25 protein-coding genes are annotated in these 25829 nt (G+C 36.8%); 10 read left to right on the top strand and 15 right to left on the bottom strand.

Annotated features, from left to right (window positions below; translation table 11 throughout):
• Positions 1-221: 221 nt before the first annotated feature.
• From mqo to GO593_RS10965, 4 genes are all read left to right on the top strand, one after another.
• On the top strand, positions 222-1862 hold the full coding sequence (mqo, locus tag GO593_RS10980) for a malate dehydrogenase (quinone) (protein WP_000714068.1): 1641 nt from the start codon (positions 222-224) through the stop codon (positions 1860-1862).
• Positions 1863-1954: 92 nt separating this feature from the next.
• On the top strand, positions 1955-2425 hold the full coding sequence (locus GO593_RS10975; RefSeq protein WP_000188092.1) for a hypothetical protein: 471 nt from the start codon (positions 1955-1957) through the stop codon (positions 2423-2425).
• Between the two features lie 216 nt (positions 2426-2641).
• A complete protein-coding gene (locus GO593_RS10970) occupies positions 2642-3520 on the top strand; it encodes a homocysteine S-methyltransferase family protein (protein ID WP_000697114.1) in 879 nt (292 codons plus the stop codon).
• Positions 3521-3525: 5 nt separating this feature from the next.
• Complete coding sequence (locus GO593_RS10965; RefSeq protein ID WP_001271336.1) at positions 3526-4860, top strand: basic amino acid/polyamine antiporter; 1335 nt, start codon at positions 3526-3528, stop codon at positions 4858-4860.
• A 54-nt stretch (positions 4861-4914) separates the two neighbouring features.
• Here GO593_RS10965 and GO593_RS10960 read toward each other — a convergent pair whose 3' ends face one another.
• The 6 genes from GO593_RS10960 to GO593_RS10935 form a co-directional block, all read right to left on the bottom strand.
• Complete coding sequence (locus GO593_RS10960; RefSeq protein WP_000167377.1) at positions 4915-6828, bottom strand: lipase family alpha/beta hydrolase; 1914 nt, start codon at positions 6826-6828, stop codon at positions 4915-4917.
• A gap of 123 nt (positions 6829-6951) precedes the next feature.
• A complete protein-coding gene (locus tag GO593_RS10955) occupies positions 6952-7659 on the bottom strand; it encodes a YoaK family protein (RefSeq protein ID WP_001115353.1) in 708 nt (235 codons plus the stop codon).
• A 299-nt stretch (positions 7660-7958) separates the two neighbouring features.
• Positions 7959-9473: a T6SS phospholipase effector Tle1-like catalytic domain-containing protein gene (locus GO593_RS10950; protein ID WP_000189497.1), complete on the bottom strand. Its 1515-nt coding sequence runs from the start codon at positions 9471-9473 to the stop codon at positions 7959-7961.
• A 28-nt stretch (positions 9474-9501) separates the two neighbouring features.
• A complete protein-coding gene (locus GO593_RS10945; RefSeq protein ID WP_000789223.1) occupies positions 9502-10017 on the bottom strand; it encodes a DUF3304 domain-containing protein in 516 nt (171 codons plus the stop codon).
• 205 nt (positions 10018-10222) lie between these two features.
• Positions 10223-11125: a DUF4123 domain-containing protein gene (locus GO593_RS10940; protein ID WP_000402326.1), complete on the bottom strand. Its 903-nt coding sequence runs from the start codon at positions 11123-11125 to the stop codon at positions 10223-10225.
• A gap of 2 nt (positions 11126-11127) precedes the next feature.
• Positions 11128-13764, bottom strand: a complete 2637-nt coding sequence (locus GO593_RS10935) for a type VI secretion system Vgr family protein (RefSeq protein ID WP_000933794.1) — start codon at positions 13762-13764, stop codon at positions 11128-11130.
• A 413-nt stretch (positions 13765-14177) separates the two neighbouring features.
• On the opposite strand from GO593_RS10935, the gene GO593_RS10930 reads away from it, so the two are divergent.
• Positions 14178-14453, top strand: a complete 276-nt coding sequence (locus GO593_RS10930) for a hypothetical protein (RefSeq protein ID WP_000061134.1) — start codon at positions 14178-14180, stop codon at positions 14451-14453.
• A gap of 14 nt (positions 14454-14467) precedes the next feature.
• Here GO593_RS10930 and GO593_RS10925 read toward each other — a convergent pair whose 3' ends face one another.
• Positions 14468-15358: a LysR family transcriptional regulator gene (locus GO593_RS10925; RefSeq protein WP_001105555.1), complete on the bottom strand. Its 891-nt coding sequence runs from the start codon at positions 15356-15358 to the stop codon at positions 14468-14470.
• 187 nt (positions 15359-15545) lie between these two features.
• On the opposite strand from GO593_RS10925, the gene GO593_RS10920 reads away from it, so the two are divergent.
• The 4 genes from GO593_RS10920 to GO593_RS10905 all read left to right on the top strand — a co-directional run bounded on the left by GO593_RS10920 (position 15546) and on the right by GO593_RS10905 (position 20394).
• Complete coding sequence (locus tag GO593_RS10920; RefSeq protein WP_000050876.1) at positions 15546-16490, top strand: dihydrodipicolinate synthase family protein; 945 nt, start codon at positions 15546-15548, stop codon at positions 16488-16490.
• Between the two features lie 172 nt (positions 16491-16662).
• Entirely contained in the window at positions 16663-18048 is a 1386-nt protein-coding gene (locus GO593_RS10915; RefSeq protein ID WP_000182793.1) for an MFS transporter, read from the top strand.
• A gap of 78 nt (positions 18049-18126) precedes the next feature.
• Positions 18127-19473 (top strand): OprD family outer membrane porin, encoded by a 1347-nt coding sequence (locus GO593_RS10910; RefSeq protein ID WP_001046227.1) that lies wholly within the window; start codon positions 18127-18129, stop codon positions 19471-19473.
• Between the two features lie 636 nt (positions 19474-20109).
• Positions 20110-20394, top strand: a complete 285-nt coding sequence (locus GO593_RS10905) for a hypothetical protein (RefSeq protein ID WP_000675277.1) — start codon at positions 20110-20112, stop codon at positions 20392-20394.
• Between the two features lie 261 nt (positions 20395-20655).
• On the opposite strand, the gene GO593_RS10900 is transcribed toward GO593_RS10905, so the two are convergent.
• The 7 genes from GO593_RS10900 to GO593_RS10870 all read right to left on the bottom strand — a co-directional run bounded on the left by GO593_RS10900 (position 20656) and on the right by GO593_RS10870 (position 24350).
• On the bottom strand, positions 20656-21090 hold the full coding sequence (locus GO593_RS10900; protein ID WP_001099955.1) for a hypothetical protein: 435 nt from the start codon (positions 21088-21090) through the stop codon (positions 20656-20658).
• Between the two features lie 82 nt (positions 21091-21172).
• Positions 21173-21658, bottom strand: a complete 486-nt coding sequence (locus GO593_RS10895) for an NF045616 family extracytoplasmic (lipo)protein (protein ID WP_025079738.1) — start codon at positions 21656-21658, stop codon at positions 21173-21175.
• A gap of 73 nt (positions 21659-21731) precedes the next feature.
• Positions 21732-21980, bottom strand: a complete 249-nt coding sequence (locus GO593_RS19250) for a hypothetical protein (protein ID WP_000221456.1) — start codon at positions 21978-21980, stop codon at positions 21732-21734.
• Positions 21981-22201: 221 nt separating this feature from the next.
• On the bottom strand, positions 22202-22684 hold the full coding sequence (locus GO593_RS10885) for an NF045616 family extracytoplasmic (lipo)protein (protein WP_000772280.1): 483 nt from the start codon (positions 22682-22684) through the stop codon (positions 22202-22204).
• A 6-nt stretch (positions 22685-22690) separates the two neighbouring features.
• The gene (locus GO593_RS10880; RefSeq protein WP_001984294.1) at positions 22691-23395 is read right to left on the bottom strand and encodes a hypothetical protein; all 705 of its coding nucleotides are present in this window, start codon (positions 23393-23395) and stop codon (positions 22691-22693) included.
• The gene (locus GO593_RS10875) at positions 23388-23906 is read right to left on the bottom strand and encodes a PAAR domain-containing protein (protein ID WP_001051772.1); all 519 of its coding nucleotides are present in this window, start codon (positions 23904-23906) and stop codon (positions 23388-23390) included. Before GO593_RS10875 ends, GO593_RS10880 begins: the two co-directional genes overlap by 8 nt.
• 3 nt (positions 23907-23909) lie before the next feature.
• Positions 23910-24350, bottom strand: a complete 441-nt coding sequence (locus tag GO593_RS10870; RefSeq protein ID WP_000203571.1) for a PAAR domain-containing protein — start codon at positions 24348-24350, stop codon at positions 23910-23912.
• A 304-nt stretch (positions 24351-24654) separates the two neighbouring features.
• Here GO593_RS10870 and GO593_RS10865 point away from each other — a divergent pair, with 304 nt between their 5' ends.
• Positions 24655-25182: a hypothetical protein gene (locus GO593_RS10865; RefSeq protein ID WP_000837436.1), complete on the top strand. Its 528-nt coding sequence runs from the start codon at positions 24655-24657 to the stop codon at positions 25180-25182.
• A gap of 202 nt (positions 25183-25384) precedes the next feature.
• On the opposite strand, the gene GO593_RS10860 is transcribed toward GO593_RS10865, so the two are convergent.
• Positions 25385-25777: a hypothetical protein gene (locus GO593_RS10860; protein WP_000143474.1), complete on the bottom strand. Its 393-nt coding sequence runs from the start codon at positions 25775-25777 to the stop codon at positions 25385-25387.
• Positions 25778-25829 lie beyond the last annotated feature (52 nt).

Here is a 25829-nt window from a genome sequence, read left to right as displayed (position 1 = left end):
ATTTTAATAGAACCCATTTATTATAAAAATTGTATTGTCAATGCAAAATTAGTCTAAAATATAGAGTGTTTGCGATAATCCCAAGTAATTTTTCTTTTTTTCAAAGTTCTCTGTTTTGGAGAATTTTACTTTCGCATTTATATCCGTTTTGTCTGGATACGCTGTCTAGGTTTCCTCACACCTTAAGTGACTCAAATAACTTATTTTAAGGTCCCCCTTACATGAAAAAGTTTTTGAAATACCTTCTGGTATTAATCATTCTTATTTTAATTGCGGGTATTGTTTTCTTGTTTAGACCGATTGCGTCAAAACAAGTACAAACTGCAAAAGATGAGCCAGTTGTTGATGCTGTTCTTGTTGGCGGCGGCATCATGAGTGCCACTCTCGGTACTTATTTCACTGAGCTTGAACCGAATTGGCAAATTCGTATGTTTGAGCGTCTTGACCAAGTTGCTCAAGAAAGTTCAAACGGCTTTAACAATGCCGGAACAGGCCACTCTGGCTTTATGGAAATGAACTATACCGAAGAGAAAAACGGTAAGATGGAAATTGCCAAAGCTGAAAAAGTTGCTTCTCAGTTTGAAGTTGCTAAACAGTTCTGGTCATATCAGGTAAAACAAGGCGTTTTAGCTGAACCAAAAACATTCATTAACCCAGTTCCACACATTGCTTTCGTTTGGGGCGATAACGTTAAATTCTTAGAAAAACGTTATGCTGCCATGATTCAAAGCCCGCTTTTCAAAGGCATGAAATTTACTGAAGACCCAGCTGTGATTAAACAATGGGCACCTTTAGTCATGACCGATCGTGATCCAACTCAAAAAGTTGCAGCGACTCGTATGGAAGTTGGTTCTGACGTGAACTATGGTTCAATCACTAAACAATTAGTGAATCACCTAAACCAAAACCCTAACTTCAAATTACAGACTTCAACTGAAGTGACTGGCATCAGCCAAAATGATGACAAAACTTGGACGGTGTCTTTCAAAGATTTGAAAACTGGTAAAACAGATCACGTTAAAACACGTTTTGTATTTATCGGTGCAGGCGGTGCAGCGGTTAAATTATTGCAACTTACTGGTTTACCAGAAGCGAAGCAATATGCTGGCTTCCCTGTAGGTGGTGAGTTCTTAATTACTGACAACCCAGCAATTACTGCTCAGCACACAGCGAAAGTTTATGGTCGTGCGGAACTTGGTGCGCCTCCAATGTCTGTACCACATATTGATACACGTTATATCGACGGTAAAAAATATGTATTGTTTGGACCATTTGCAACGTATTCAAACAAGTTCCTGAAAAACGGTTCTCAACTTGACTTACTTGCATCAACAAACAAAAGCAATGTTTTACCAATGACCACTGTTGGCTTGGAAAACCTTGATCTTGTTAAATACTTGGTGAGCCAAGTGATGATGTCAGATGAAGACCGTCTCAATGAACTTCGTAAATACTACCCAGATGCGAAAGCTGAAGACTGGCGTTTAAGCCAAGGTGGTCAACGTGTTCAGATCATCAAAAAAGAACCGGGTAAACCTGCAACACTTCAATTCGGTACAGAAATCTTTGCATCTAAAGATGGCGCTGTAACTGCATTGTTAGGTGCGTCTCCGGGTGCTTCGACCTCTCCATACATCATGCTTAACTTGCTTGAAAAAGCTTTCCCTCAGCAAACTGAAGGTAAGTGGAACCAGAAGCTTCATGAAATTGTGGTTTCTTATAAACAAGACTTAAGCAAAGACCCTGTGTTACTCGACAAAGTTCGTCAGTACACAAGCTCTACACTTGGCTTGAACTATACATCTCCGTTCAAAGCTGCAAACGATGAAACTGCTGCTGCCCCTGTTGCAAAAGCAAACTAAGTTTGATGATGTATAAGTAAAATATCAAAAGGATGAATTTCGATTCGTCCTTTTGTTTTTTTAAGACTTCTGTTGAGATATTTAGACTTGCCATGACGCCTTTAAAATCATCACCTCGCCTCTTACCATTTTGTTTTAAGCTCGTGCTTGTTTTGCTACTGGCTTATCTTTTGTTAAGCGGGTTTTATATGTGGATGATTGGCGGTACAGCTATTTATGTCAGCTCAGCCGTGTTATTTGTCATAACAGCTTATGCATTTAAGCTCGGTAAATATCAAAGACTATGTGCTGTTTTAAATGTGCTCATGAGCGCAGTCGCGTTATATTTCAGCACGGCTCATCTATTTTTCTCCCCTATCCAGTTCTTTATATTTTTACCTGCCTTATTTTTTGTTGTGTTGGCTTTTACTCAAGTAAGTAAAGTTCGTAGTTTATCTAAAGTACTCATATTAATTAGTTTATTGATTTGGTCAGGCGTACATTTTACGCAGCTTGAACAACTTAAAGCGTATTATCAAACACAGCATACTGGTGAAAGCTGGCAGCAATACGGCGCGCTATAAGACTATTTTTAGTCTCTATACTTCATGAATATCTATTTTCTTTTTCACATGAAGTTCATCAGTAAAACTGAACAGCATTTACAGAATTCCTTTTAAGAAAAAATATTCATAACAATCTAATTTATTTTGAAATATATCGAGCATATTAGCGATTGAATAGCATTCATCTACACGCTAGATTAGCTGAATTATTTTTCTCCCTTTACGTTGTAATTTATGAAAATTTTAGATGGCGGTTTAGGCCGTGAATTGGCTCGCCGTGGCGCTCCGTTTCGTCAACCAGAGTGGTCTGCGCTTGCACTCATTGAAGCACCTGAAACAGTAAAAGAAGTCCATCTCGACTTTATCAACGCTGGTGCAGAAGTCATTACAACCAATAACTATGCGGTTGTGCCATTTCATATTGGTCAGGAACGTTTTGAAACTGACGGCGTGCGTTTAATTAAAGTTGCGATTGAACAAGCAAAAAATGCAGTTAAAGAAAGCGGCAAAAATGTCAAAATTGCAGGCTGCTTACCCCCGTTATTTGGTTCTTACCGCGCCGACTTGTTCCAACCGGGACAGGCTAAAAATCTTGCTGAGCCAATTATTAACACATTGGCACCAGAGGTAGATTTCTGGCTCGCTGAAACCCAATCCTGCTTAAAAGAAGTTGAAACAGTCCATGCGTTATTACCACAAGATGGTAAAGACTATTGGGTGTCATTTACGCTGCAAGATGAAATCAAACAAGAACAAGCTTTACTTCGTTCTGGCGAAAACATGCAACAAGTGGCTGACTTTATAAAGCAGTCAAATGCCAAAGCAGTATTGTTTAACTGCTGCCAACCTGAAGTGATCTTGCAAGCGATTAATGAAATTAAAGGACTCATTCCAGAGTCTGTACAAATTGGTGCTTATGCCAACGCTTTCCCACCGCAAGATGAAAGCGCTACTGCTAATGATGGCCTTGATGAAATTCGTAAAGACTTAGATGCTCCAGCTTATTTAGGTTTTGCTAAGCAATGGCAGCAAGCAGGTGCAAGTTTAGTGGGCGGTTGCTGTGGTATTGGACCAGAACACATTGCTGAACTTTCTCAATTTTTTAAAGAATAAATACCATGTCTGCTGCCAAAATCGGATTACTGTCTCTTACAGCGCTGGTATTTAGTTCTATGGTGGGGTCAGGCGTATTTAGCCTCCCCCAAAATATGGCTCAAGTCGCCAACGGCTCTGCCCTTCTTGTTGCATGGCTCATTACCGGAGTCGGCATTATTTTCTTGGCTCTCTCATTGTTGCATTTAACCCGTCAACGACCAGATCTAGATGGCGGTATTTATAACTATGCACGCGAAGGCTTTGGAGACCTCATCGGGTTTTGCTCGGCGTGGGGCTATTGGTTGTGTACTACCATTGGTATTGTCGGTTATGTAGTGATTGCCTTTTCAGGTGTCGGCATGTTTACCGACAGCAAAGACCACGTTATTTTTGGTGAAGGTAATACGCTCTACTCACTGATTGGATCAAGCATTTTTGTATGGCTGGTGCACTGGTTAGTAAGCCGAGGTATTAAGGAAGCTGCGATTGTGAATTTACTGGCAACCATTGCCAAAATTATTCCAATGGTGGTCTTTATCTTCTTTACTTTTATTGCCTTTAAGTTTGATTTGTTCAAACTCAACTTAAATGACTTCTCTTTAAAAGTTCCCCTTTGGCAGCAAGTAAAAGACCTAATGCTCATTACCCTTTGGGTATTTACCGGTATTGAAGGTGCGGTGGTTTTATCATCACGTGCCAAAAACCGTCATGACATTGGCAAAGCGACCATTTTAGGTGTTTTACTGGCATTAAGTTTTTACGTGATGGTGACAGTGTTGGCTTATGGTGTGGTGAGCCGTGAAGCGCTTGCAGGCATGCACAACCCATCTATGGCGACCATTTTGCAGCAACTCATCGGTCTACCGGGTACCATCATTATTACTATCGGCTTGATTATTTCAGTTTCATCGTCTTATTTAAGCTGGACGTTATTTGCCACTGAAATTCCATATTTAGCTGCAAAAAATGGTGCTTTCCCGAAACTATTTTTAAAGAATAACCAAAATAATGTGCCGATTTCATCACTATGGCTAACTACTATTGTGGTGCAAGGTTCTCTGATTGCCGTGTATTTTTTTAATAAAAACTACACTCAGCTTTTACTGATTTCATCGGTGATGATTTTGCTGCCTTATTTTCTGGTATCGGCGTTTTATCTTAAAGAATCCATTCGTCATAAACGCACGCCGCATATTGCCATTGCAAGTGTCGCTTCAATCTATGCACTTTGGCTGCTCTATGCAGCAGGCTTAGACTTACTGCTGTTGTCTGGCGTGTTGTATTTGGTTGGCTTGGTTATTTTTTCAATCAGCTACTTTGAGCATAAAAAATCACTTAAACAAAACCAGCTTAATTAATCATTTCAACCACTGTTGAGCCATTTCAGCAGTGGTTTTCTAAAAACAAAAATTCTATTTTGAAGGCGGCGACTGCTTTAAATGCAATCGTAAAATACGGCGTAATTCTAAAATTGCCTCAGGGCTAGTTTGAATCGAATGCCCACCTTTAATAATCAGCTCCGATTGCTCCCCACCCAAATGTGAACTTTGATAAGGCACAATCCCATCACTCATTTTTGTCTTATCTGTGGTGCCATTTATATTGCCCATAATTGAGTGATAGACCACGTTGGACGATGGCTGAATGGCTTGGGTCAACTGCATAAAATTAGAAGAACGACTTAAATTACTTGCTCCATTTTCAATTAAACCTTTTCTGAGTTTGGTATTTTTCTCATCTCTCATTTCAACGGCAATAAAAAAGTCGGCAGGTAAACGAATAATACGGCGAGCAATTTGGGTAAACCATCGGTCAGCGTAGTCAGTACCATGATGCGGCGCCGAAACAAAAACAACCCGCTTAAAATAGGGTAAATCTTTGAACTGAAAACGCTCACGAATAACCTGATTTTCTTTTAAACGCTTTAGCTGTGCTTCATTCATTTTTTGCATGGCTAAATCAGAAACATCTGCATCGCTTACTAGCAAGCGGCTAATCACTCCGCCCATACTATGCCCAACCAATACGGCATCGTGTGCGGCATAACTGTCTTTAGCAACGTTTTGAAAAGCCTGATTCAGCAAAGAATAAATCTGAAAACGACTTTCAAAAATTGGCATATTGGTTGAATAAAACACCTGCCAAACTTGGTAGTTTTGTCTTAATTCGGCATCACCCATAATGTCGTTGGTTAGGCTCACCCATGCCTCTGGGCTGCTTGCCAAACCATGAATAAACACAATAATTTTTTTATTGGGGTTAAAAGGTTCCAGCATATATAAATGCGGCATAATCAAATTGGCTTCTTTATTAATTAAAGACCAATAGCCTGCTGCACCTAAATTATATTTCGATAACCATAGCCCATAAGGCGCCGAATAGTTAGCAGTGAGTGGATAGTCCACACCTTCAACTTTTACACGGTCCTGTCGGTATGGGTCAAACATGGCAATTTCTAACTCTGCCCCATCAATGACCTGATCGGCTGTGGCCTTTTGTTTTGGGTAAGCAATAGCCGTGACTGGAAAGAAACGTGGTAAATGAATATTGGGATTACTCTGGTGAGCATAAAAAGCGTCGGGATCTAAAATAAAACCATGATTTACATCATGCTCCTTACGTCCCACAATAAATTCCGCACCTAAACCATCCTTACGGTTGACGGTATTAAACCCTGAAAAGTTCATGTTATAGCTAGAGCGAAAGGTATCGACTTCAATGTGTTGTACATCTACCGCATGAACAAAATTGACATGGTACTCATGCCCATCTGCTTTTAGTAAAGGTGGGAAATGAAGCGTATTTAAATGATTAAAATACGTGGTCATGAGCTTCGACAAGGCGACGTTATAAAAAATACGTACCTGATTTTGTCGATGGTCAAATACCCGATCAAAAGGTGACTCTTCAGAATCAAACAAATAGACATAGCTATAGCGCAAGCTTTTATCAAACAATGCCAGCTCTTGCTCAACACAACTGTTACTTTTAAGAGTGACATTACACTGGCTACTACGCCCAACATCTAAAGCTTTTGCCAAATAAATTTCACTCAGCGCCGCATAACGTTCTTCTCGACTGCTATTTTCAGACAACCCCTGAATTTTATTTAAACAAACATTGAAGTTTTGCAGACAAGACGTTTCACTTTCTTTGACCAAATACAGCAAGTTTTGGGTTTGATGACTTAGAGTATTATCGGTCAAAATGCTTTCATTTTTACTTTTTAAAGCACTGCTTAAGTTACTTTCTTTTAAATGAATGACCTGACAACCGCTCAGCAGTCCCATTATTGTAAGCACTAAATAATGGCCGGATTTTGTCATTGTGCATTCCTTTATCGAATGTATTTCCCCACTCAACATTATGCCTGTAAAGCTGTGCCTGAACAATTTCGGCTCAGCTTTGATTGGAATTTATTTGGAAAATAAAATTGACCGTATATTTTATTAAGCTTGTTTAAACTTCTGCTGGGAAGCCAAATAAGAAAAATAGAGTATGGGTAAAATAAACGGCGCTACGCTCCAAAAGTCAAAATAGACATAGAGTACCGCCCCCATCAAAGCACCTATAACAAAGCCAATTACAATACTGGCACTTTTAAGCAAACTTGCCCGATTGGCAGCATTATTATTTTTAAGCAAGTTAGCAATATCAATCCCAAGCTGGGTAGTGTTGCCTGTCATCATGGTACTGGGGCTAATATTTTTAATAAGGGTTTTGCTTGATGTATTACGAATCGCTAAAGCAATTAAACCGAGGCCACCTGTGATTGCAACCGTAATCGAATCGGCATTTTTAAATGGCTCAAAGTAAAGCCCAGCAGCCATAAAAGCAAAGAGAAAAATAGCTTCAAATAAAAATAAATAAGACAGCGTTTTGTGTTTGGTCTGACTACGGTCAATTAAAAGTTTGGTAATCACCACCGTCACAATAAACAATGGAATAGCCGCAAGTTTAATCCATAAACCGGCACCACCCTTCACCAACGCAGCCCCCGCCAATACCAAGTTGCCCGTCACATGAGCAGTAAAAAAACCAAATAACGCGATAAAGCCAATGGTATCAATTGCCCCGCCCACCATGGTCAATAAAACAGGATCTCGACATATTGCCCATGTACTTTGTGTTTCTTGTTGAATTGACGTCTCTGGCATTACCTTTCCTATCAAATATTGGTTTTTAATTAGAAAATTTTTGTCAGAAATTTAATATAAATTCCATTCATTAATAACAACAGATCTTAATGTAAAAACCTAGCTGTTCATTTTAAGACAGAGTGTATTTATACAAGATACAATGCAATTGGACTTTTTATTTTTAAAGATAAGGGATTTTAAATGCATCACTAAGATGCATTTAAAAAGTTCTCTATTAGTTGAGCTTGTTCATAAGCATCAATAAACTGCTTTTGCGGTATTTCTTGTTTAGGAATAATACAAATTGCTTTATTGGATTAAGTAGGTCGAACAATTCCTCTAGGGATAAAATAATTAGGTGCTTTACCATCATTGAGAATTGCTTGGAAGTCACTGGCCTCAGCAATAAAACCACCTACTGAATCACAAACATAATTTTCAAAATAGTAAATCACTTCTTTTGGTAAAGTACTTTTGCGATCTCTGCCTTTTATCACATCATACGGTCTTGCGCCTTCTGGTACATAAACATTTAGGGCCTGACGAATATTTTCAAACAAGCCATCATTAAGTTTTGTTATGGCAGTAATTTTTTCTTTTCGCCCTATTCGCTCTCTCGTTTTACGATGAATAAAACGAGCATATCCACCTTCGCGTATCCATTGATGATATAACGCTATTTGGCCCTGCATTTGCTGTTCAAAAGAGGTTCCCCCTTTGACATATGCCATAAAGTTATTTAAATCTTGTTGCCATTTGGAATCAAAAGCATAAAACCTTGTAAAAACTATTTTACGTTGCTTCGCAGCATTTAATTCATTCAAGGTAAAAAATTTTAATCCATAAGCACAGGCACGGTTATACATAGCATGTAAAGTAATACGAGACAAACCTAAAATACGTGCCTGTTCCATAGGCATATAACCTCCCCCGACATTAGAATGTACACCTGGGTAAACCTTTTGGTCATGAATAAGTCCTTTTACAGTATTTGCAGTAGGTTTACCTGTAGGTGTTAAGGGAAAAGACTGCCGCATTTCAAGAGACGCGACCAAGTGCATACTATGTTCTATATAGTCTTCAATACGTGTTCTATATAATTCAGGATTTTTATTTTGTGCAGCATTACCAATTGACTCTACTGTGTCAAAAATACCTAAAAACTTTGCTTTTAAAGGTTTCCCCCGATAAAATAATTTTTTACCACTACCTGTGCCTTGGGTAGTCACATTCGGTGCATGCTGTAACCAGTTCATAAAAATACGGGCTTCAGTTGCACCACGTGAAAATCCAAAAGCAGAAATATTAATTTCAGTAATTCCTTTCTGCGTATAAATTTTATCCAAATAATCGACTAATTCAAAAATAGCTTTCTGTAAGCGTTGTTTGATACCTAATGCAACACCTAACCCCAGAGCTCCTTGTACACCCTTACCACTTTCACTGTAACCTTGTTTACGCCACTCAGCATCGGTAATATCAATTTTTCTTCCTTGTAAACTTCGTGCAGCAGCGGTAATTTTTCCTGAGTCTACTACTGAATATTTATCAAATCTAAACTGTGTACCTAAACCTTCATAATAAAATTTTTCTATACCATTTTTAGAATCTTGTTTATGTGCTTCAAAAAGAGCCACAACATTACTCTGGTTTAAAGTTGCTGCATCAGCATCTTTATTATTTCCTGTACCATCAAAAAAGAAACTAACCCAAACCGGTACACGACAAGTTTTACATGGGCTTTCTGTAGCCTTACCATCTTTTGCTAAAACTTTAGCTGCTATAAGCATATCTCTAACAGAACGAGTTTCATTTTGTATTGCTTGAGTCATAACCGTTATCTTGATATTTTAAAATTTTTTAATCAGGAAATTGCATACGTGCTGCTTGATTTTCAGAAATGGTTCTCCACATTGTTGGAGAATCTAACTGAATATTTTTTGCTTTATTTCCAAGAGCTTTATCAAATAAATCTTTTCTAAAACTTGGTCTACGCATTGAAACCTCTATTACCCCCGTATTATTTGGGAAATAATGTAAAACCGCATATGAGCGTGGAGTGTCTTTGAGGTTTTCTACGGGAACTTTAATATGATACTGCTTATAACCATCGCCTCGATCAGTATAAAAGCTTACATCAGCTGTATCACTGTTTTCTACTAAATGAACACAACAAGCAGTTCCTGCTTCCCCAATACTACCTAAACGTTCAGCCGCATCAGCAATAGTACTTCCTTTACCATTGACCTGAATTTCGCCAAGCCCTTCCGTACTGTAGTTATAAACTAAGAAAGTTAAGTCGACAGTTTGGGCTTGACACGCAACCATTAGTGGTAATAGTGCTGCTGACAGCACTAATTTAAAAATATTCTTCATGATTTCATTCCAATTTCATCGTATTTAATCTGGGCACTCTATTCGAACTGATTCCTTTTCAGGGATATTGCTCCATATTGTTGGAGAGCTTAAAGTAATTTTCTTAGCTTTTTCAGCTTGACATGCAACCCTCAAGGGTAATGTTACTGTACAAAATAATATTTTTAGAGGGTTTATCAATGTATTATCTCTGTAATAAATATATTTAGACTTGAACTTCTTGATATCTCTTATACCAATCGTCCAGCTCTTCTAAATCAATTTCATCTGTCGTTTTTTGAAAACTCATTGCTGTCATTTGAGTTTTGTTTAAAGCTTTTTTAAAAGGCCCTTCGGCAAGAAGGAACTCGCCAAATTTGTGATATAAAGTACTAAATAAAATTTCATCTTCAAAACTGATTAACTGTTGTTTTTTAGCCTCTTTAAGCAAGTTTATTGCTATTTCATAGAGCTGATAAAAAGGTAAATCTTTTAAATTTTCATCATATTCTTTTAATAGAGGCATTAATCGCATTGGCTTAAGATTAATATTGATGTCTTTAAACTCATCTTCTGAAAAACTTAATGTAGTAAGAATAGAGCGATTGGTTGGAAAATTATCTAAACGATGAAAAGTATTATCAATATTTTGCCAAATCCAATAGTTAATTTTAAAGGATAATATTTTTCTCCATTTCAATTCATTTAATACACTTACCGTTGCATGAAAAGCAAAACTGTCTTGAAATCGAAATAAAGCACTTTTCCCATTAGGTTGCTTAATTTCCATAAGTTCTTCAAGATGTTCTTTAATTTGTTCAATTTCAAAATAAGAATTGAAGAAATTTAGCCCACCTTGGTCTCTAATGTTTTTAATTAGCTCAATATTTTTAATACATTCTTCGTGAGTAAAAGAATAAAGTAGTGCTCCATTTTCTTGTAAATTTTCAGAAAAATCTAAGTAGAGGTTTATTTTCTGCCCACCATCAAATGGAAAATCCTTACAAAAGCTATCCACACCTGAAAAAGAACTACTATCGATTAAAAAATAATAAAAGCTTTCATCAATCTCTTCTGTAGGTGCAAATATATTTTCCAAAAAATCTGCCGATTGAGTAAAAATTTCCATGACTATCCCTCAAAGCCAACGAAGGCTTCATGTGATTCACTCGCGTTCTTCATACAACTCGCAGTTTTCTCTTTAAATGACCACGTTAGTTTTGGTAAGTCAGCCTTTGCACCACTCAAAAAGACATGCTGCCCTGCTTTAACCTCAAATTTTCCATTAGTGGTAATAAATACACCACTTCCATTGATTTTGATTTGGGATTCTTTAGCAGTTAAAGTAATTTCTTCTGGTGAAGTAAGTTCAATATTGGATTTAACAGACAAAATCTTAACAACCTCATTTGCAATCATTTCAATTGATTTTTCATGAGTTTGTATTTCTAACTTTCCTTTGGCACTAATAATTTGCATAAAGTCTTCATAAGAAAAAAGACTTAATTTCTTTTGACTTGCTAAAACCGTATTTTGATCACTCATTAAATTAATATTTTCTTTAGCTGAAATATGGGTATTTGACTGGCTTTGAAGAAAAATATTTTTAGATGAGTTTAAGGTAATATCTGCTGGACTCGTTAGAATAATAATCGCTTCTTTTAACGTTTGTACTTCTGTCTCTTTACCTGCTGCCTCTAAAGCCTCAATACTTTTTGTTAATGTTGCTAAAGCATCTAGTGCCATGACTTTATGTTCTTTTACATTATCTTCTAGAACTGTATTCCATTCTTTATGTGTTTTTAAATCAGCAATTGTCTGCTCTAAATTAAGCGCATCATGAGCTGCATTTTTTTGTTTATATGTTGAAATCAGTAAACCGTCACCTGCGCGTACGGCTCCCCATTGATCAGTTCTGAGTTCAAAGCCTTCTCCCCAGCCTTCGCTTGTCGCGCTGTCTTTAGGATAACTTAAGTTACCTAAATTTAATTGACTTGCCCCATGGCTACTATGGAGCTGAGTACTAATTTGCCCAGTCGTATCATCAAACCGAAGTTGGTTAAAACCAGACCCACTTACTTCTTTAGTACGAATACCACTTAACTTTTTGGTATCCGGTAGCTGGCCTTTAATATCAAATTTGGTAGGCGACCGTTGCCCTTCATGGACTCGCCCTGTAACAAATGGACGATCAATATTTCCATCAAAAAAGTCAATTACAACGATTTCACCCACTCGTGGCAAAAAGCGTGCACCGTATCCTTCCCCTGCCCATGGCGTTAATACATCTACCCAAGCCGAGTCAGTATCATTGTCATTGCTTCCTGCACCTCCATCATGTTGATGGTCATCGGTACGGGTGAATAAAAAACGAACCTTGATACGCCCCCATTCATCTACATGAATTTCTTCTCCATCTAAACCCACTACTTTGGCCCGTTGCACATGAGCCGAGGGACGATGTATTAATGGGTCAAACTCTGGAACAATATCGATATAGCGGCGTACAACCATGAGTTCATTGGCTTGACGTTCTTGCGCTCGATCATGGCTGACTTGCCAATGGCTCAAACTTAATAGTTGTTCAACTTGATCACGTATATCTTTTGGTAAATTGTTCTGGTTATAAAACCGCTTACTTAAAATCAAAAACTCTTTATCAGAACTTTCATGATTTCTTTCAAGTTCAGGATGTTCATTTAACTTGAACCAATAACCAACTTGAGCATCTCGTACGCTGCTTCGAGCAATAAAATACTTTGCCTGCAAAGCTTGATATTGATTTAATTGTTTATTTAGTTTTTCAATCTGACTATTGCTTGAAGTGGTTGCCTGATCTTCTCCGTTTAAGTCCGTAATCCAAGCAGGTGCAATTGTCCATGCCTGTTCAAGACTTAAACTTTCATTATCACGTTGTGAACTATGCTGATGTGCGCTTAAAACACTACCACTTGCATCTTCTTGACTTAAGTTATCTGCTTGCCAACGTTGAAGATGGATTGCCGTGGGCTGCAGCTGTCTTTGTGCAATAAAACTGGTAATACTGTCATTTTGTTCAGTTGCATCGCTTCTATGATAGCGAATAGCTCGACGCTCTAAGACTTTATATTCATTATTATGATCAATAAGGCGTAGTTTTTGAGGCTCAATCGTCTGGCTATTACTCAAGACCATAGACTCTGATTCATCAATTAACCAGTTGATACCCTCTTCCCGCATGAGACGGGTTAAATACGCATAATCACTTTCATTCGACTGCATAGAAAAAGGTCGAATATCATAATTCTTAGTTAAGCCACTGCTATCTAGTTGTAAACTTGCGGCAAATAACGAACTTTTGTTTTGCCATTCTTTAAAAATAATCTCAATAATTTCTACTGCACTTTTATTCATAAACACCCGACTATTACGTCGTTTGTACCATAAACTTGTCGCATCTTGCATAGTCAGTTTATATAAACAAAGTGCGCCATCACTTTGCCCTTGACTCGCCCCTGTGATAATTCCTGTAGTTCTAAATAATTTACCTGAATCTGTTACTTGTTCTACGGCAACTTGGGATCCAATAAATTGTTTTAAAGAAATATAAGGGTTTATTGATAAGCAAATAAGCTCAGCAGAAAGCCCTTCATTTATAGAATGAAAGCCATCAATACGTTGTAAAAAAACCTGATTATTTATTTCAGGATTAGTAAAATAAATATGTAGAGCCCGTTTTTGTGAAGCAAAACCAATCTTGTCTAAGAAATCAAAAATATTATTCAACATTGTTATTTTAACCACGAATTGACTTAATTATGTTAACAAACAGATACAATAAGCTCAAACAAAGAAACATGTTGAATTTCAATAAATTTAATTAAAATCAAACAATTAAATATAATAATATTTTTGTATTAAAAAGTTATCTTAAAATAAGCTTTTGCTTAATTGAATAAATGTAATTTCATAATATTTATTGATTTTAATTAAAAATAAAAATAATCTTAAATTTTTATTTAAAAATAATTATTAAATTCTGAAACTTATCTCCAAAAATTAGTTAGTCATTTTATCACCAAATCAATTTGACCTCTAAAACCGTTCTAACTATGATGAAGCCGCAAGTTTCGCCAATATTTTGCACAAACGGCTGTTGTGCTGAGTGATTGATAAAGAAAACAACAACGACGAGAAGGAATATGTCTCTTTATAATTTTTCAGTTTTTTTGGGTGGATTGTTATTTGTATCGATTGCCTCTGCCGGCTATAAAAGTAATGCACACCGTGACTTTTACTTAAAATGCGTAGCCGCTGGACATAGTCGCGCGACCTGTCTGTGTATTTATCACCGTTTAGAGCGCCAATATTCTCCAAAATTCATGCATAAGCTTGGAAAGTTAAGTCTACAAAGCCCAGAAGTGCCGCGTGATTTTGTAAAAACCATGCTTCGAACAATGCAACAGTGCCAGTCATAAAGTTACAAGTTTTTTTAAAGCAAATCAGCAAGATTTCTAATTTCTTCCATCACCGCCTTACATGCAGGCGTTAAATAGCCATTTTTAGAAATAGACAAAGAAATATAACGCTTGAGCGCGGGATTAATAATTTTTGCAGCTTGAATTGAGGTGTATTGGCTGGCTTTTTTTAAAGCTTGCGGCCCCAGCATGGTATACATGCGAGACTCGGAAACCAAATGGGTTTGCAAACTAATCGAGTCGGCTTCAAACACAATGTTTAGTTCTACCCCATTTTCATAGGCCATGTGGTCTAAAAAATTGCGCCAGTTACTTGGCCTGCAAAAGGTGACCAGCGGCAACTGATTGATTGCTTTAAAGTCGACTTCACTGGCCTGAGTGAGTGCATCTCCTTCGCAGCCGACCAAATAGGTATCGGCTTGGGTAAGGTAAACATCGCCCTGTTTAGGCGTTGGGTTAAAGCGATAAAGAATAGCTAAATCGACGCTGCCATCTTCGAGCCATTTTTCTAAATGTACCCCTTGCCCCTCACGCACCGACAGTTTAATTAAGGGATATTTCTCTTGAAGCACTTTATATAAAGTCGATAACAACGGATGTGCAGTAGACGGCAAACTAGCTATGCGCACCGTACCAATTGGGGTATCGGTCGAGTGCAAAATTTCATTATTGAGTTGATCGGTCACGTTCAGCCATGAACGAATTTTAGGAAGTAAATGTTGGCCTAAATCGGTCAGCTCGACGCCGCGGCCAGTTCGGTTAAACAAACGTCCGCCACATTGCGCTTCAAGCTCGTTCATTTGCCGACTGATTTGCGGTTGGTTGGTGTTATGCAGCATGGCGACTTTGCTTAAACTACCGAGTTCCACCGCGTCTAAAAATATTTTCCATAATTCATAATTCATCGATTCTTCCTAAATCGTAAATAGGCAGCATTTTGAGCTATACATTTTCAGTATAACTGAAATTCAAGAATTGGTAATTCCTACATAGCTCACCTATTTCTATACTCCAATCATGTTCTCTACAACACGATTTAAGTCAGATTAAGAACCAGAGAATATTTAATTACACTGTATAGGAAGTACGATTATGAGTTTAGATTTACGTGGATTAACCCCAGCACCTGTGACTCCTTTTACCCGTGACGGACAAGTAGACCATAATGCAATTCAACGTTTAGGTTCATGGTTAGGCAGTATTGATGGTGTGAAAGGCTTGGTTGTTCTTGGGCATGCAGGTGAAGGAACATTCTTGTCGCAAAAAGAACAAATGCAGGTCATCGAAAGCTTTGTTAAATCGGTAGATGACAAAATTCCGGTAATCGCTGGGATTACACTCGAAGGTACTTCGGTTGCAGCAGAAGAAGCAAAACGTGCAGTCAGCGCAGGTGCTTCGGCAGGTTTAATTTACCCTTCACATGGCTGGTTGCGTTTTGGCTATCAAAAAGGTGCACCGCAAGATCGCTATAAAGCAATTTATGAAGAAAGTGGTTTGCCATCTATTTTATTCCAATATCCAGATGCAACGAAGGCCACTTATGACCTAGACACTCTACTCGATATTTCTGCACAGCCAGGCGTGTTTGCCATGAAAAATGGTGTGCGTAACATGCGCCGCTGGGATGTCGAAATTCCAATTATTCGCCGTGAACGTCCAGACTTACAGGTGTTGACGTGCCACGATGAATATTTGCTTCACACCATGTTTGATGTAGACGGCGCTTTGGTTGGCTACGGCAACATTGCCCCTGAATTGTTAATTGAAATGATTAAAGCAGGTAAAGCCAAAGATTATGCAAAAGCACGTGCTATTCACGACCAATTATTACCAGTAACTCGCAATGTCTATCACCGTGGTTCACACATGGAAGGTACGGTCGCGCTGAAACATGCACTGGTTGCTCGCGGAATTTTGGACCATGCCACTGTGCGTTCACCTCTGCTTCCACTTGCAGATGGTGCTGAGCAAGAAATTCATGATGCAATGCGTCAAGCCGGAATTGGCAAGGTCGATTTAACCCAAGCCGTTGCTTAAATTCCATTCGGGCTAGCATATACGCTAGCCTTTTTTTCCTGTACGCTGCCTGAGGCCAAACATCGGGCATGTCTCTTAAAAACAATAATAAAAAGCATGCAAACTGTGGTGAACAGGTAGTGCGAAATAGAACAACAAAACTACGAGGAATGTAGTGATAAGGAGATATAAGATGACAAATCTAGCGGATGTAGAACAAATTAGTCATCATCAAAAAAATGCGGAAATTATTGCAAGGCTCGAACGGCTACCCGTCACTGGACGATTGCAATTTATGCGAATTACCATCGGTATCGCGACCTTTTTTGACGCTTATACTGTTCTTGCGATTGCCTTTGCTTTACCTCAACTCATAACCGAATGGCACCTGACGCCTGCCTATGTCGGTGCGATCATTGCTGCGGGCTATGTCGGGCAACTGGTCGGTGCGATCTTTTTTGGTTCTCTTGCCGAAAAAGTCGGTCGTTTAAAAGTGCTGTCTTTTACTATTTTACTGTTTGTGGCAATGGACATTTCTTGTCTGTTTGCTTGGAGCGGAATGTCGCTGTTAATTTTCCGTTTCTTACAAGGTGTTGGCACAGGTGGTGAAGTGCCTGTTGCAAGTGCTTATATTAATGAGTTTATTGGTGCAGAAAAGCGCGGTAAGTTTTTCTTGCTCTATGAAGTTTTATTCCCACTCGGTCTTATGTTTGCTGGCATGGCGGCATTTTTCCTGATGCCAATTTACGGCTGGAAAGTCATGTTTATTGTGGGTCTCGTTCCCTCTTTACTGGTCATTCCTTTACGGTTTTTCTTGCCTGAGTCACCACGTTGGCTTGCTTCAAAAGGTCGTTTTAAAGAAGCCGATCAAGTGGTTAAAAGCTTTGAAGACGGTGCCATTAAAAGCGGTAAAACTTTGGCTGAACCTGTGGTTAAAGAAATTAACCCGCAAGGCTTGGCAAAAACCGACTGGCGCGAACTGTTCCGTGGCATTTACCGCAAACGTACCTTTACCCTGTGGGGCATGTGGTTTTGCGTGTATATGGTGAACAATGCCATGGTGACTTGGCTGCCATCTCTCTACAAACAACACTTTGGTCTATCGCTGCAAACCAGTTTAGGTTATGGCTGGATTACGTCGGGCGTGGGTGTGATTGCCTCTATTATCTGTGCGTTAATGATTGATAAAGTCGGCCGCCGTCCTTGGTACAGTGCAGCGTTTTTCTTGGCAATTATTCCACTCATGAGCCTTTCGATTTTAGGCGCAAAATCGGCCATGCAAGTTGTGATTTTAGCAACGCTGAGCTATGCCATTTTGCAAACTATTTCATTCTCTTTATACCTTTACGCTGCCGAACTTTACCCTACTCGCCTACGTGCGATGGGCATTGGTTTTAGTACCGCTTGGCTCCGTGCCGGTTCTGCAATTGGGCCTGTTATGGTGGGTCTGGTTGTTGGTGGTTACGGCATTCAATATGTGTTTAGTGTGTTGGCTGTTGTGGCGCTCATTGGTGGCCTTGTGACCTTCTTGTTTGCCATTGAAACCAAAGGCCAAGTGCTCGAAAAACTCTCTCCTTAATTCATCCATTTCATAAAAAGCTTGCCTAACCTCAGCGTTAGGCAAAGGGCTTATTCATGCTTAAAAAAGGAATTTAAAATGAATAAATATTTGCTATGGGGCTGTATTGGTTTAAGCAGCGTGAGCAATGCATATGCAGAGCTTCCTCAAGAATTTGGCAAGTTAGAATTAAAACTTAACACCCGTTACTGGAACGATGAAGGCACTGCCCACCCCACGCTTGCCAACCCTTCGCCTTCGTCGAGTGAATATGAACAAAGTGCGTTAGGACTTGAGTTAAATTATCAGTCACCTTACTTGTGGGACTGGCTTGGAGTAGATGGCTCACTCTATGCAGTCACCAAGTTATTTGACTCTGGCAAGCCGAGCGCTCAGCTTTTAGAAGTCGAAAATAACGGCAAGCTTGACCAAAACTTTGCGACTTTAGGTCAGCTCTACATCAAAGCAAAACTGGGCGATAAAGGCGAAATTAAATTAGGCCGCCAGTTGCAAGATTCGCTGTTGCTTAAAAGCACCAATAACCGCGCAGTACCCGACACTTTTTCTGGTGCGAGTGGTCAGTTTCAACTAAATGATCAGCTACAAACCTACATTGCTTACTATGATCGCTGGAAACCGCGCAGCATGGACTCTTTTGAAAAACTGGTGACTGAAAATGACGAGCGCATTGATTATGTCGGTTTGCTTGGTGCCAAGTATCAATACAAAAACTGGAGCGTGAATGCCGAATATTTAAATAGCAAAGATTATTTAAAAAAGTATGGGGCGATTGCTCAATATAAATTTCCCTTGCATGGCTTGGTGTGGACATTTAACACAGGTGCTTTTTTCTCACGTGACGATGGCAAGCTGTTTAAATGCGGTGCCGAAACCGAGCTGGACTGTGTCAAAGGCCAAGACATTAACAACCGTGGCAATGGTTACTTTGTAGATGTAAATGTAGCCAAAAATAACCTCGAAGGCGGCATTGCCGTTTCAAAGTTTGATGGTTTTTGGATTGAAGATAACTTTGCTGTGCACTCCGCCCGCAACTCGATTTTAACGCAAGACCACGGCACTAACCCGTTTCCGACCTCTGCGACCATTGGCCCCGACTTTACCAATAACGATGAAACCGCTATTGCCCTTCGCTTGAAATATAACTGGAAAGACTATGTGAAAGGTTTAAAAACCGAGGCGAAGTATATTTATGGCTTTGGCGCTCACCAAAGTAACATCAGCAGTGATATTGAGGGTAAAGAGCGTTACTTTGACTTTACGGTGAGTTATGCCTTGCCGTGGGTAAAAAACTTAGATGTGCGTTATTCATTTTTGCATTATGAATCGAAGATTGAAAATGCAAACCTAGGTGAAAAAATAAATGGCATGTCTCGGAAAGATTGGGACCAGCACCGCGTATTTATTAATTACCGTTATACATTTTAAGAGCAGGCTAAACGTTTAGTTTAGCTTTATTATTTTTATTAATTTAATGATTTAAATCGATTAACTTTTGAGTTTAATTAAAATATAAATTTATATTTAAAATTTTTATAATATTTTATTTAAATTGAATTGACCTATTAAAAACTTATGATTATTATGGTCCCGCTGGCCTACATTGCCAGTCGGTTTTAGCAGACCGTAGATCCATGGCGGGTTATAGTTTCACTATAAGTCGTTAGACCCTTGCGTCCCTTTTCTTTGCGGTAGGACGGGAGGGGGACGCCCTCGTGCGTGCTGGTCCCTTGGATCCCAGTCTGCTAACCCCCTTTCGTTCTACCACCCTAATCAATTGACGGTGATTTTTGGTGGTAGAGCTCCATAAATTCTAGGAGTTGACCATGCCACTATATAAACTTCCCCCCTCTCCCTTATAAACTTTTTATTTATTTAAAATTTAGGTTTTCTATTATCTAAAGTTTTAAATCTATAAATTATTTTTATTTTAAAATTTAAGTCATTTTATTTTATTGCTTTTATAGGCTGGTTAACTATTGCCTTTAAAAATGATTTTAAAACTTAAAATATAGCGGTTTATTTTTTCTCATTGAGATATCCCCAAATCATCACGAGAATAATATGAAATTTTATAAAACTATTTTAGTTTTAGGCCTCGTTGTCGTCGATTACAGCGTTTCGGGTTGTGACCTCCGCACGCAGCAGGAGTTTGAAAAAATTTGCCTGTCGGGTGGGCACACCCAAGCCAGTTGCGACTGTATATACCAACGGCTTGAACAAGTTTATTCGCCTCAGCTCATGCAACGCCTAGAACATGTCAGTTTGCAAAGTCCTGCTCTCCCACAGGACTTTGCCCCTACTTTTTTTAGTGTGATGCGGCGGTGCGATAAAAATGACATGGGCTAAGCGTTTGGCTTAGCTCCCTTATCTCTGTGTCGCAATGGTGGATGACTTTAAATCAGCGCAAAAAATTAAAGTTCTGTTGTGGCATGGGGGCCTTGGGGAAAGTTATATTATTTATATTTAAAAATATCAAAAAATCAATATCTTATGTGAATTTTCATTCTTATTTACTTCTCTTGTAATGATAGAAAATAAATTTAAAAAATACTGAAGCTTAGACTTTTCAAAAAGATAAAAGAGTATTTGATGAACTAGAAAATATCTTTATAAATTGTGGCATTTGTTTGTAAAACCTTGATCATCCTTTTTGTCTTCTTGAAGATAAACAGTTTTATCTTTAATACAAAACCCAAAGGTTTGTAAGACTGTTCCTTCTTTTGTCACTATTAAATAATAGGCATGATTATCTAGAATATTTTTCTTTTTATAATCTTCAATTGAGATTTTCTTAAAACCTTCATAATCTTGATATTTAAGAATATTTTTATAATTTAAACCATCTTTCTCAAACTCTTCTAAACTATTAACTTGATAGGCTAAGATTACTGTATCTTTATTTTTGAAACTGAATAGTAGATTTTTTGACTCAATTGAACCAATTAGCTGAGGTTCTCTTTTTAAGATAGAACATCCTGAGCTGAGTAAAATTAAAGATGAAATAAAAATCAACTTAATACTATTTATAATATCCACATTCATATCCTGCCTTAAAATTCATCAAAAACTTTAAAAAACCATAAAATAAATATATTTAGTAAAATTATATTTTATCAAACTCAACCTAGATTAATAAGCCAACCACCCAATAATAAAGATTTTTTAATTTAGCCAAAAGACTATTGCTAGAGTAATTATATTGGTTAGTGCCACAATATGTCCCTTTCTCTAGGTCTGCTTTAGCTTCTAATAATACCGTTTTTCCTTCAGAATTTTGTTTTACGCATATCCTTTGATTATATTCTCTATCTACTTCAAGCGTAATAGAGTAAGGAAAATTTTCTTTAAATTCTAAACTATTTATCCTAATGCAGTTTTCTTCAGTAATAGGCATTTTAAGATTCAAATAAATTTTTGAATATGAAGAATGAAAGGCATTAATTCCATCTACTTTACCCATATAAATTAAAGTCTGGTTTCCATATGCTTTATCATAGCCTCCTTTTGTAAATACACACGCATCATTGTCTTTAATTTTTACATATAATATTGAACCTGGAGAAGCACCAACAGAACCACTCATAAAAAGCAGTAAATACAATAATTTAATGCAAAGTACTTTTAATGTAATCCCCCAAATACTAGGTCTGAGGTTAAGCATCTGCGTAGTTTTATTTACAACATTATAAATCATGGCATTTTTGAATAAATGTATTAGTGTTCTCACTTTTCTGCTCAGTAAGAATTTTATCTTTATACAAACAAAAACCTATAGTAGTGAATCCAACACCAGTGTTATTTAATCCTTGTTCTCCTAGCAACATATAGTAAGCATGTTTTTCTACAATTTCATTTGATTTATAGTTCTCCAAAATAATCTCTTTCATTTCTTTGTCAATTTCTTGAGAAACAAATAGTCGTTTGTAAGTCATACCATCTTATTCAAAGTTTTCATAGTCATTAATTTCACAATGATATACCAAAACTTTTTTATCTTTAGGGAATAAGAAATAGAGATTTCCTTCATTATTTATAAATAACAATATCGGTTCTTGTTCTGTTATAGCTTGTACAACCCATAACTAGAAAAGGGATAAATAAAATAAGAAACTTATTAAGTGATTCCATATAAAACACTTTGGAATTTAAAGCTCTAAAATAAGCTAACTAACCAATAACAAAGATTTTTTAATTTAGTCCAAAGGCTATTGCTAGAGTAATCATATTGGTTAGTGCCACAATATGTACCTTTTTCTAGATCTGCTTTAGCCTCTAATAATACAGTTTTTCCTTCGGAATTTTGATTTACACATATTCGTTGATTATACTCTTGATCAGTTTCAAGCCAAATGGAATAGGGCAAATTCTCTTTAAACTCTGATTTATTAATTTTAATACAGTTCTCTTCAATAATAGGCATTTTAAGATTCAAATAAGTCTTTGAATAAGAATCATGAAAGGTATTAATTCCATCCACTTTTCCCATGTAAATCAAAGTTTTGTCATCTGGTGTTTTATCGTAATCTCCTTTTGTAAATACACAGACATCATTGTCTTTAATTTTTACATATAGGGTGGCATATGGAGAGGCGTTAACAGCACTACTAATAAAAAGTAATAAATATAATAATTTCATAGAATTTTAACTCTTCGGCAATAGTGATTTATCACTAGGGTTCTCTAAAAATTCTTTTAAAGTATATAAAACATAAGGTTCTAATTTAAGACTAAGTTGATGATGTCTTCTAGTAGGTTTTGCATATCTTAGAAACTTAGCATCAAAATAAAGTTCTATAATACGACCCTGTTGTTCATAATTAAATTCATTAAATTTTTTATATAAGTCTCTACCTCTTAAATCTGTTGCATATGGTGATATATCTTCACCTCTACTTGCATCAGGAGAGCCAACTGTTTTGAAATATTCACCACGGCAGACACGTTTTACTTTATTCATACCTTGAAAGCCTAATGCATTCTGCCAGACATGTGTTACCTCATGCATGAACCAATGTTTCAATGATGGATCTGCTGTTGTAAAATCAGGATTGTCTATATAATCTTTTCGTGGAAGAGTAATAATATGACCAAAGGGAGTGATAGCATTACCAGATAAACTCTGTACAAAACCTCCCATAACGATCCAAATTTTTTTATAATCAATCGAATCTTTAAAGACTGATTTACACATTATAATTTCTCTATCAGTTAACCTTCTTCTTGTCACAATATTTATTGTTTTTGTTGGTGCTGGTCCTTTCTTTTTCAGTTCTTCGAGTGTTTCACTCATTGAAAATATTTTTTCACGAGTATCAATTTCATTCTTATTTGTAAAAATATCAGCCATGGTCATGTTCCTCATAAATGATATGAATTTGGATTTCTTCTTTATTTTCGCTAGTAATTAAATCTGTAAAGCCATTTTCATCCGTTTTCCCATGAATAATATTTCCACCTTTCTCTATTTCATAACATATATTGCTTAAAGGTTCTCCTGTTAGCTCATCTTGCAATAAGAATCTTTGGCCATATTGAAGAGTAGGAACAAAACTAGAATTATTTGTATTATCTGATGATCGGCTATAAGGACTACCACTTTCCCCTACAACATGAGACTGTTGTGGTTGAATCGTTGCACCACATGATAACTTATCACCCACATATGCTACTGGTTTACCATCAAAAATCACATGGTCATGACTTTTAATAACTACAGACCAACACCTGCATTTAGGGCACATATGACCATCGCCAGCTCTAACAAACAAGTTTCCCATTTGAGAGCTTATTGCTTGCGTAGATGGAATAACTCCACCATGATCTGTAATAGCATTATGAATTGCAAAACCTTTAGCCATGATTTACTCCTTAAAATTAGTCATGACTAAAAAGTTTTTAGGCTTTGGTTGATCTTTATAGATTCTGATAGCGACTGAAGTATTAGGACTATCAATAATTTCATCACCATTTTCTAAGCGACTACCTACTAATGCTACTGGCAAGCCTTCAACAACACATGCTGTACCCGCACCAGAGATAATCTTAGAGGTTGTACCATCTGCATAAATAACTTCATCACCTACACGAGCAATAGATAATCCTTTTATTTTCGTATTAGTAGAAGATGCATTAACTAAACCATCGTTCTGAGTTTTAGCTCCATGTACAGCTACGTAGTAGATGACATGTGGTTTATTATTCCAATAAATTTTTTCAGCATTAGAAATCTTTTGAATATCATTTTCTGAAAGTTTTTCTAATTGTTCAATAGGTAGGTCTTGTAAAAAAATAGGACTTGTCATTATGATTCCAGCTATCATTTCTAATACAATAATATCAAAACTTACTTAAACTAAAAATAAGTTATATGTAATTATATAGAATTAATAACTTAGAAAATTATTTAAAATTTCAAAGAGAGCCATTCCTATGTTAATAGAAGATTCCTTTATAAAAGACTCTCCTTCTAAGAGATATCTTTTAATTAGCTTAGCCTTATTCATGTTAATAATGTATAAGGAACTTTGTATAACTAATTTTATAAATTAGTTATAGTTGAATCTAGTTATATATTCCTCTGCCTGAATAAAAAATGGTTAATTAATTGTGAAATCTAAACTTTGTATTATTTTATTGTCTCTTTTAACGGTAGCGTGTAGTCAAGTCCGTCCTCAGAAACATGGAATTACTGAAGCTGATATAACCCAAGCATATGAAGCATCACTCTATGCCCAGTTTAATCAGCTTTATTACACAAAATCCTTATATAAAGCAGCATACAATGAAGTTAACAAGGTAACTCAAACTAATGATCAGTTGCTAAGTTATGCCACTTTTTTAATGTATGCAGTCAATACAACTTACGATTCTTTAGACATAAAGCTTAATGATGATCTAGATTTAATAGCTTCGGGTCAAAAAAGTAAGATGTCAATTGATGCTTTAGATTCATTATGTGTAAGTAATAAATACATCGAAAAATATATAAAACTTAAAGAAAAAAACGGAAGTGAGATATCAGCTAAAGCGAAAGAACTTTCAAAGGAGGCTTTGATACTTCAACCCAAAATTGAAAAAATCATTATGAAAACTGATTCACCTCTAAATGATATTGAATGTAAAAAATTAATCTAAGCTAGAAAAGGCCCTAATTGTTCAAAGCTTTTTCTACAAACAATTAAAATTCTGTTGTAGCACGGGGGTCTTGGGGGATTCAAATGTTTAAAGAGTTTTTCTTAATTAACGAATTATATTTATAGAAGCTGAAGCAATTGAAAGATTCACTATTCAAAAACTGATATCTAATTAAATAAAAAAGAGCTCATTAGAGCTCTTTTTACTTATTACTTTCTATAAATTTTAGAAAATTAATTAATGCTAATTTATCTTTAAAGTTAACTCCTATTCCATACCGTGTAGGATTTCCATCACACTTCGATAGATCACATTTTGGAAATTTAGCAAAGGCAGAATTCATATTTCCTTTTTGCTCAAAATTGAATTCTACTTTTTCTAATTTTCTCAGCTCATCTTTATGATCAATATATTTAGGGTGGATCATCAGTCTAGACGGCTCAGATACTCTTTTTTGATTATCTTCCAATCGCTTAACATAAATATATTGACCATTTTTTAATTTAAATTCATGAGCATATTTACGAGTATTAGTTTGTGTATACCCTAGATCTGTCATGAGTTCATAAATTTCATTACACGATAAAAAAGTCATTTCACTTAACCTACATATCATTTTGAGGTATTTCTAACGAATCAAGAAACAA

It is taken from the genome of Acinetobacter baumannii (assembly GCF_009759685.1).
GTDB classification, from domain to species: Bacteria; Pseudomonadota; Gammaproteobacteria; order Pseudomonadales; family Moraxellaceae; genus Acinetobacter; species Acinetobacter baumannii.
This window is presented reverse-complemented; position numbering and strand designations above follow the sequence as displayed.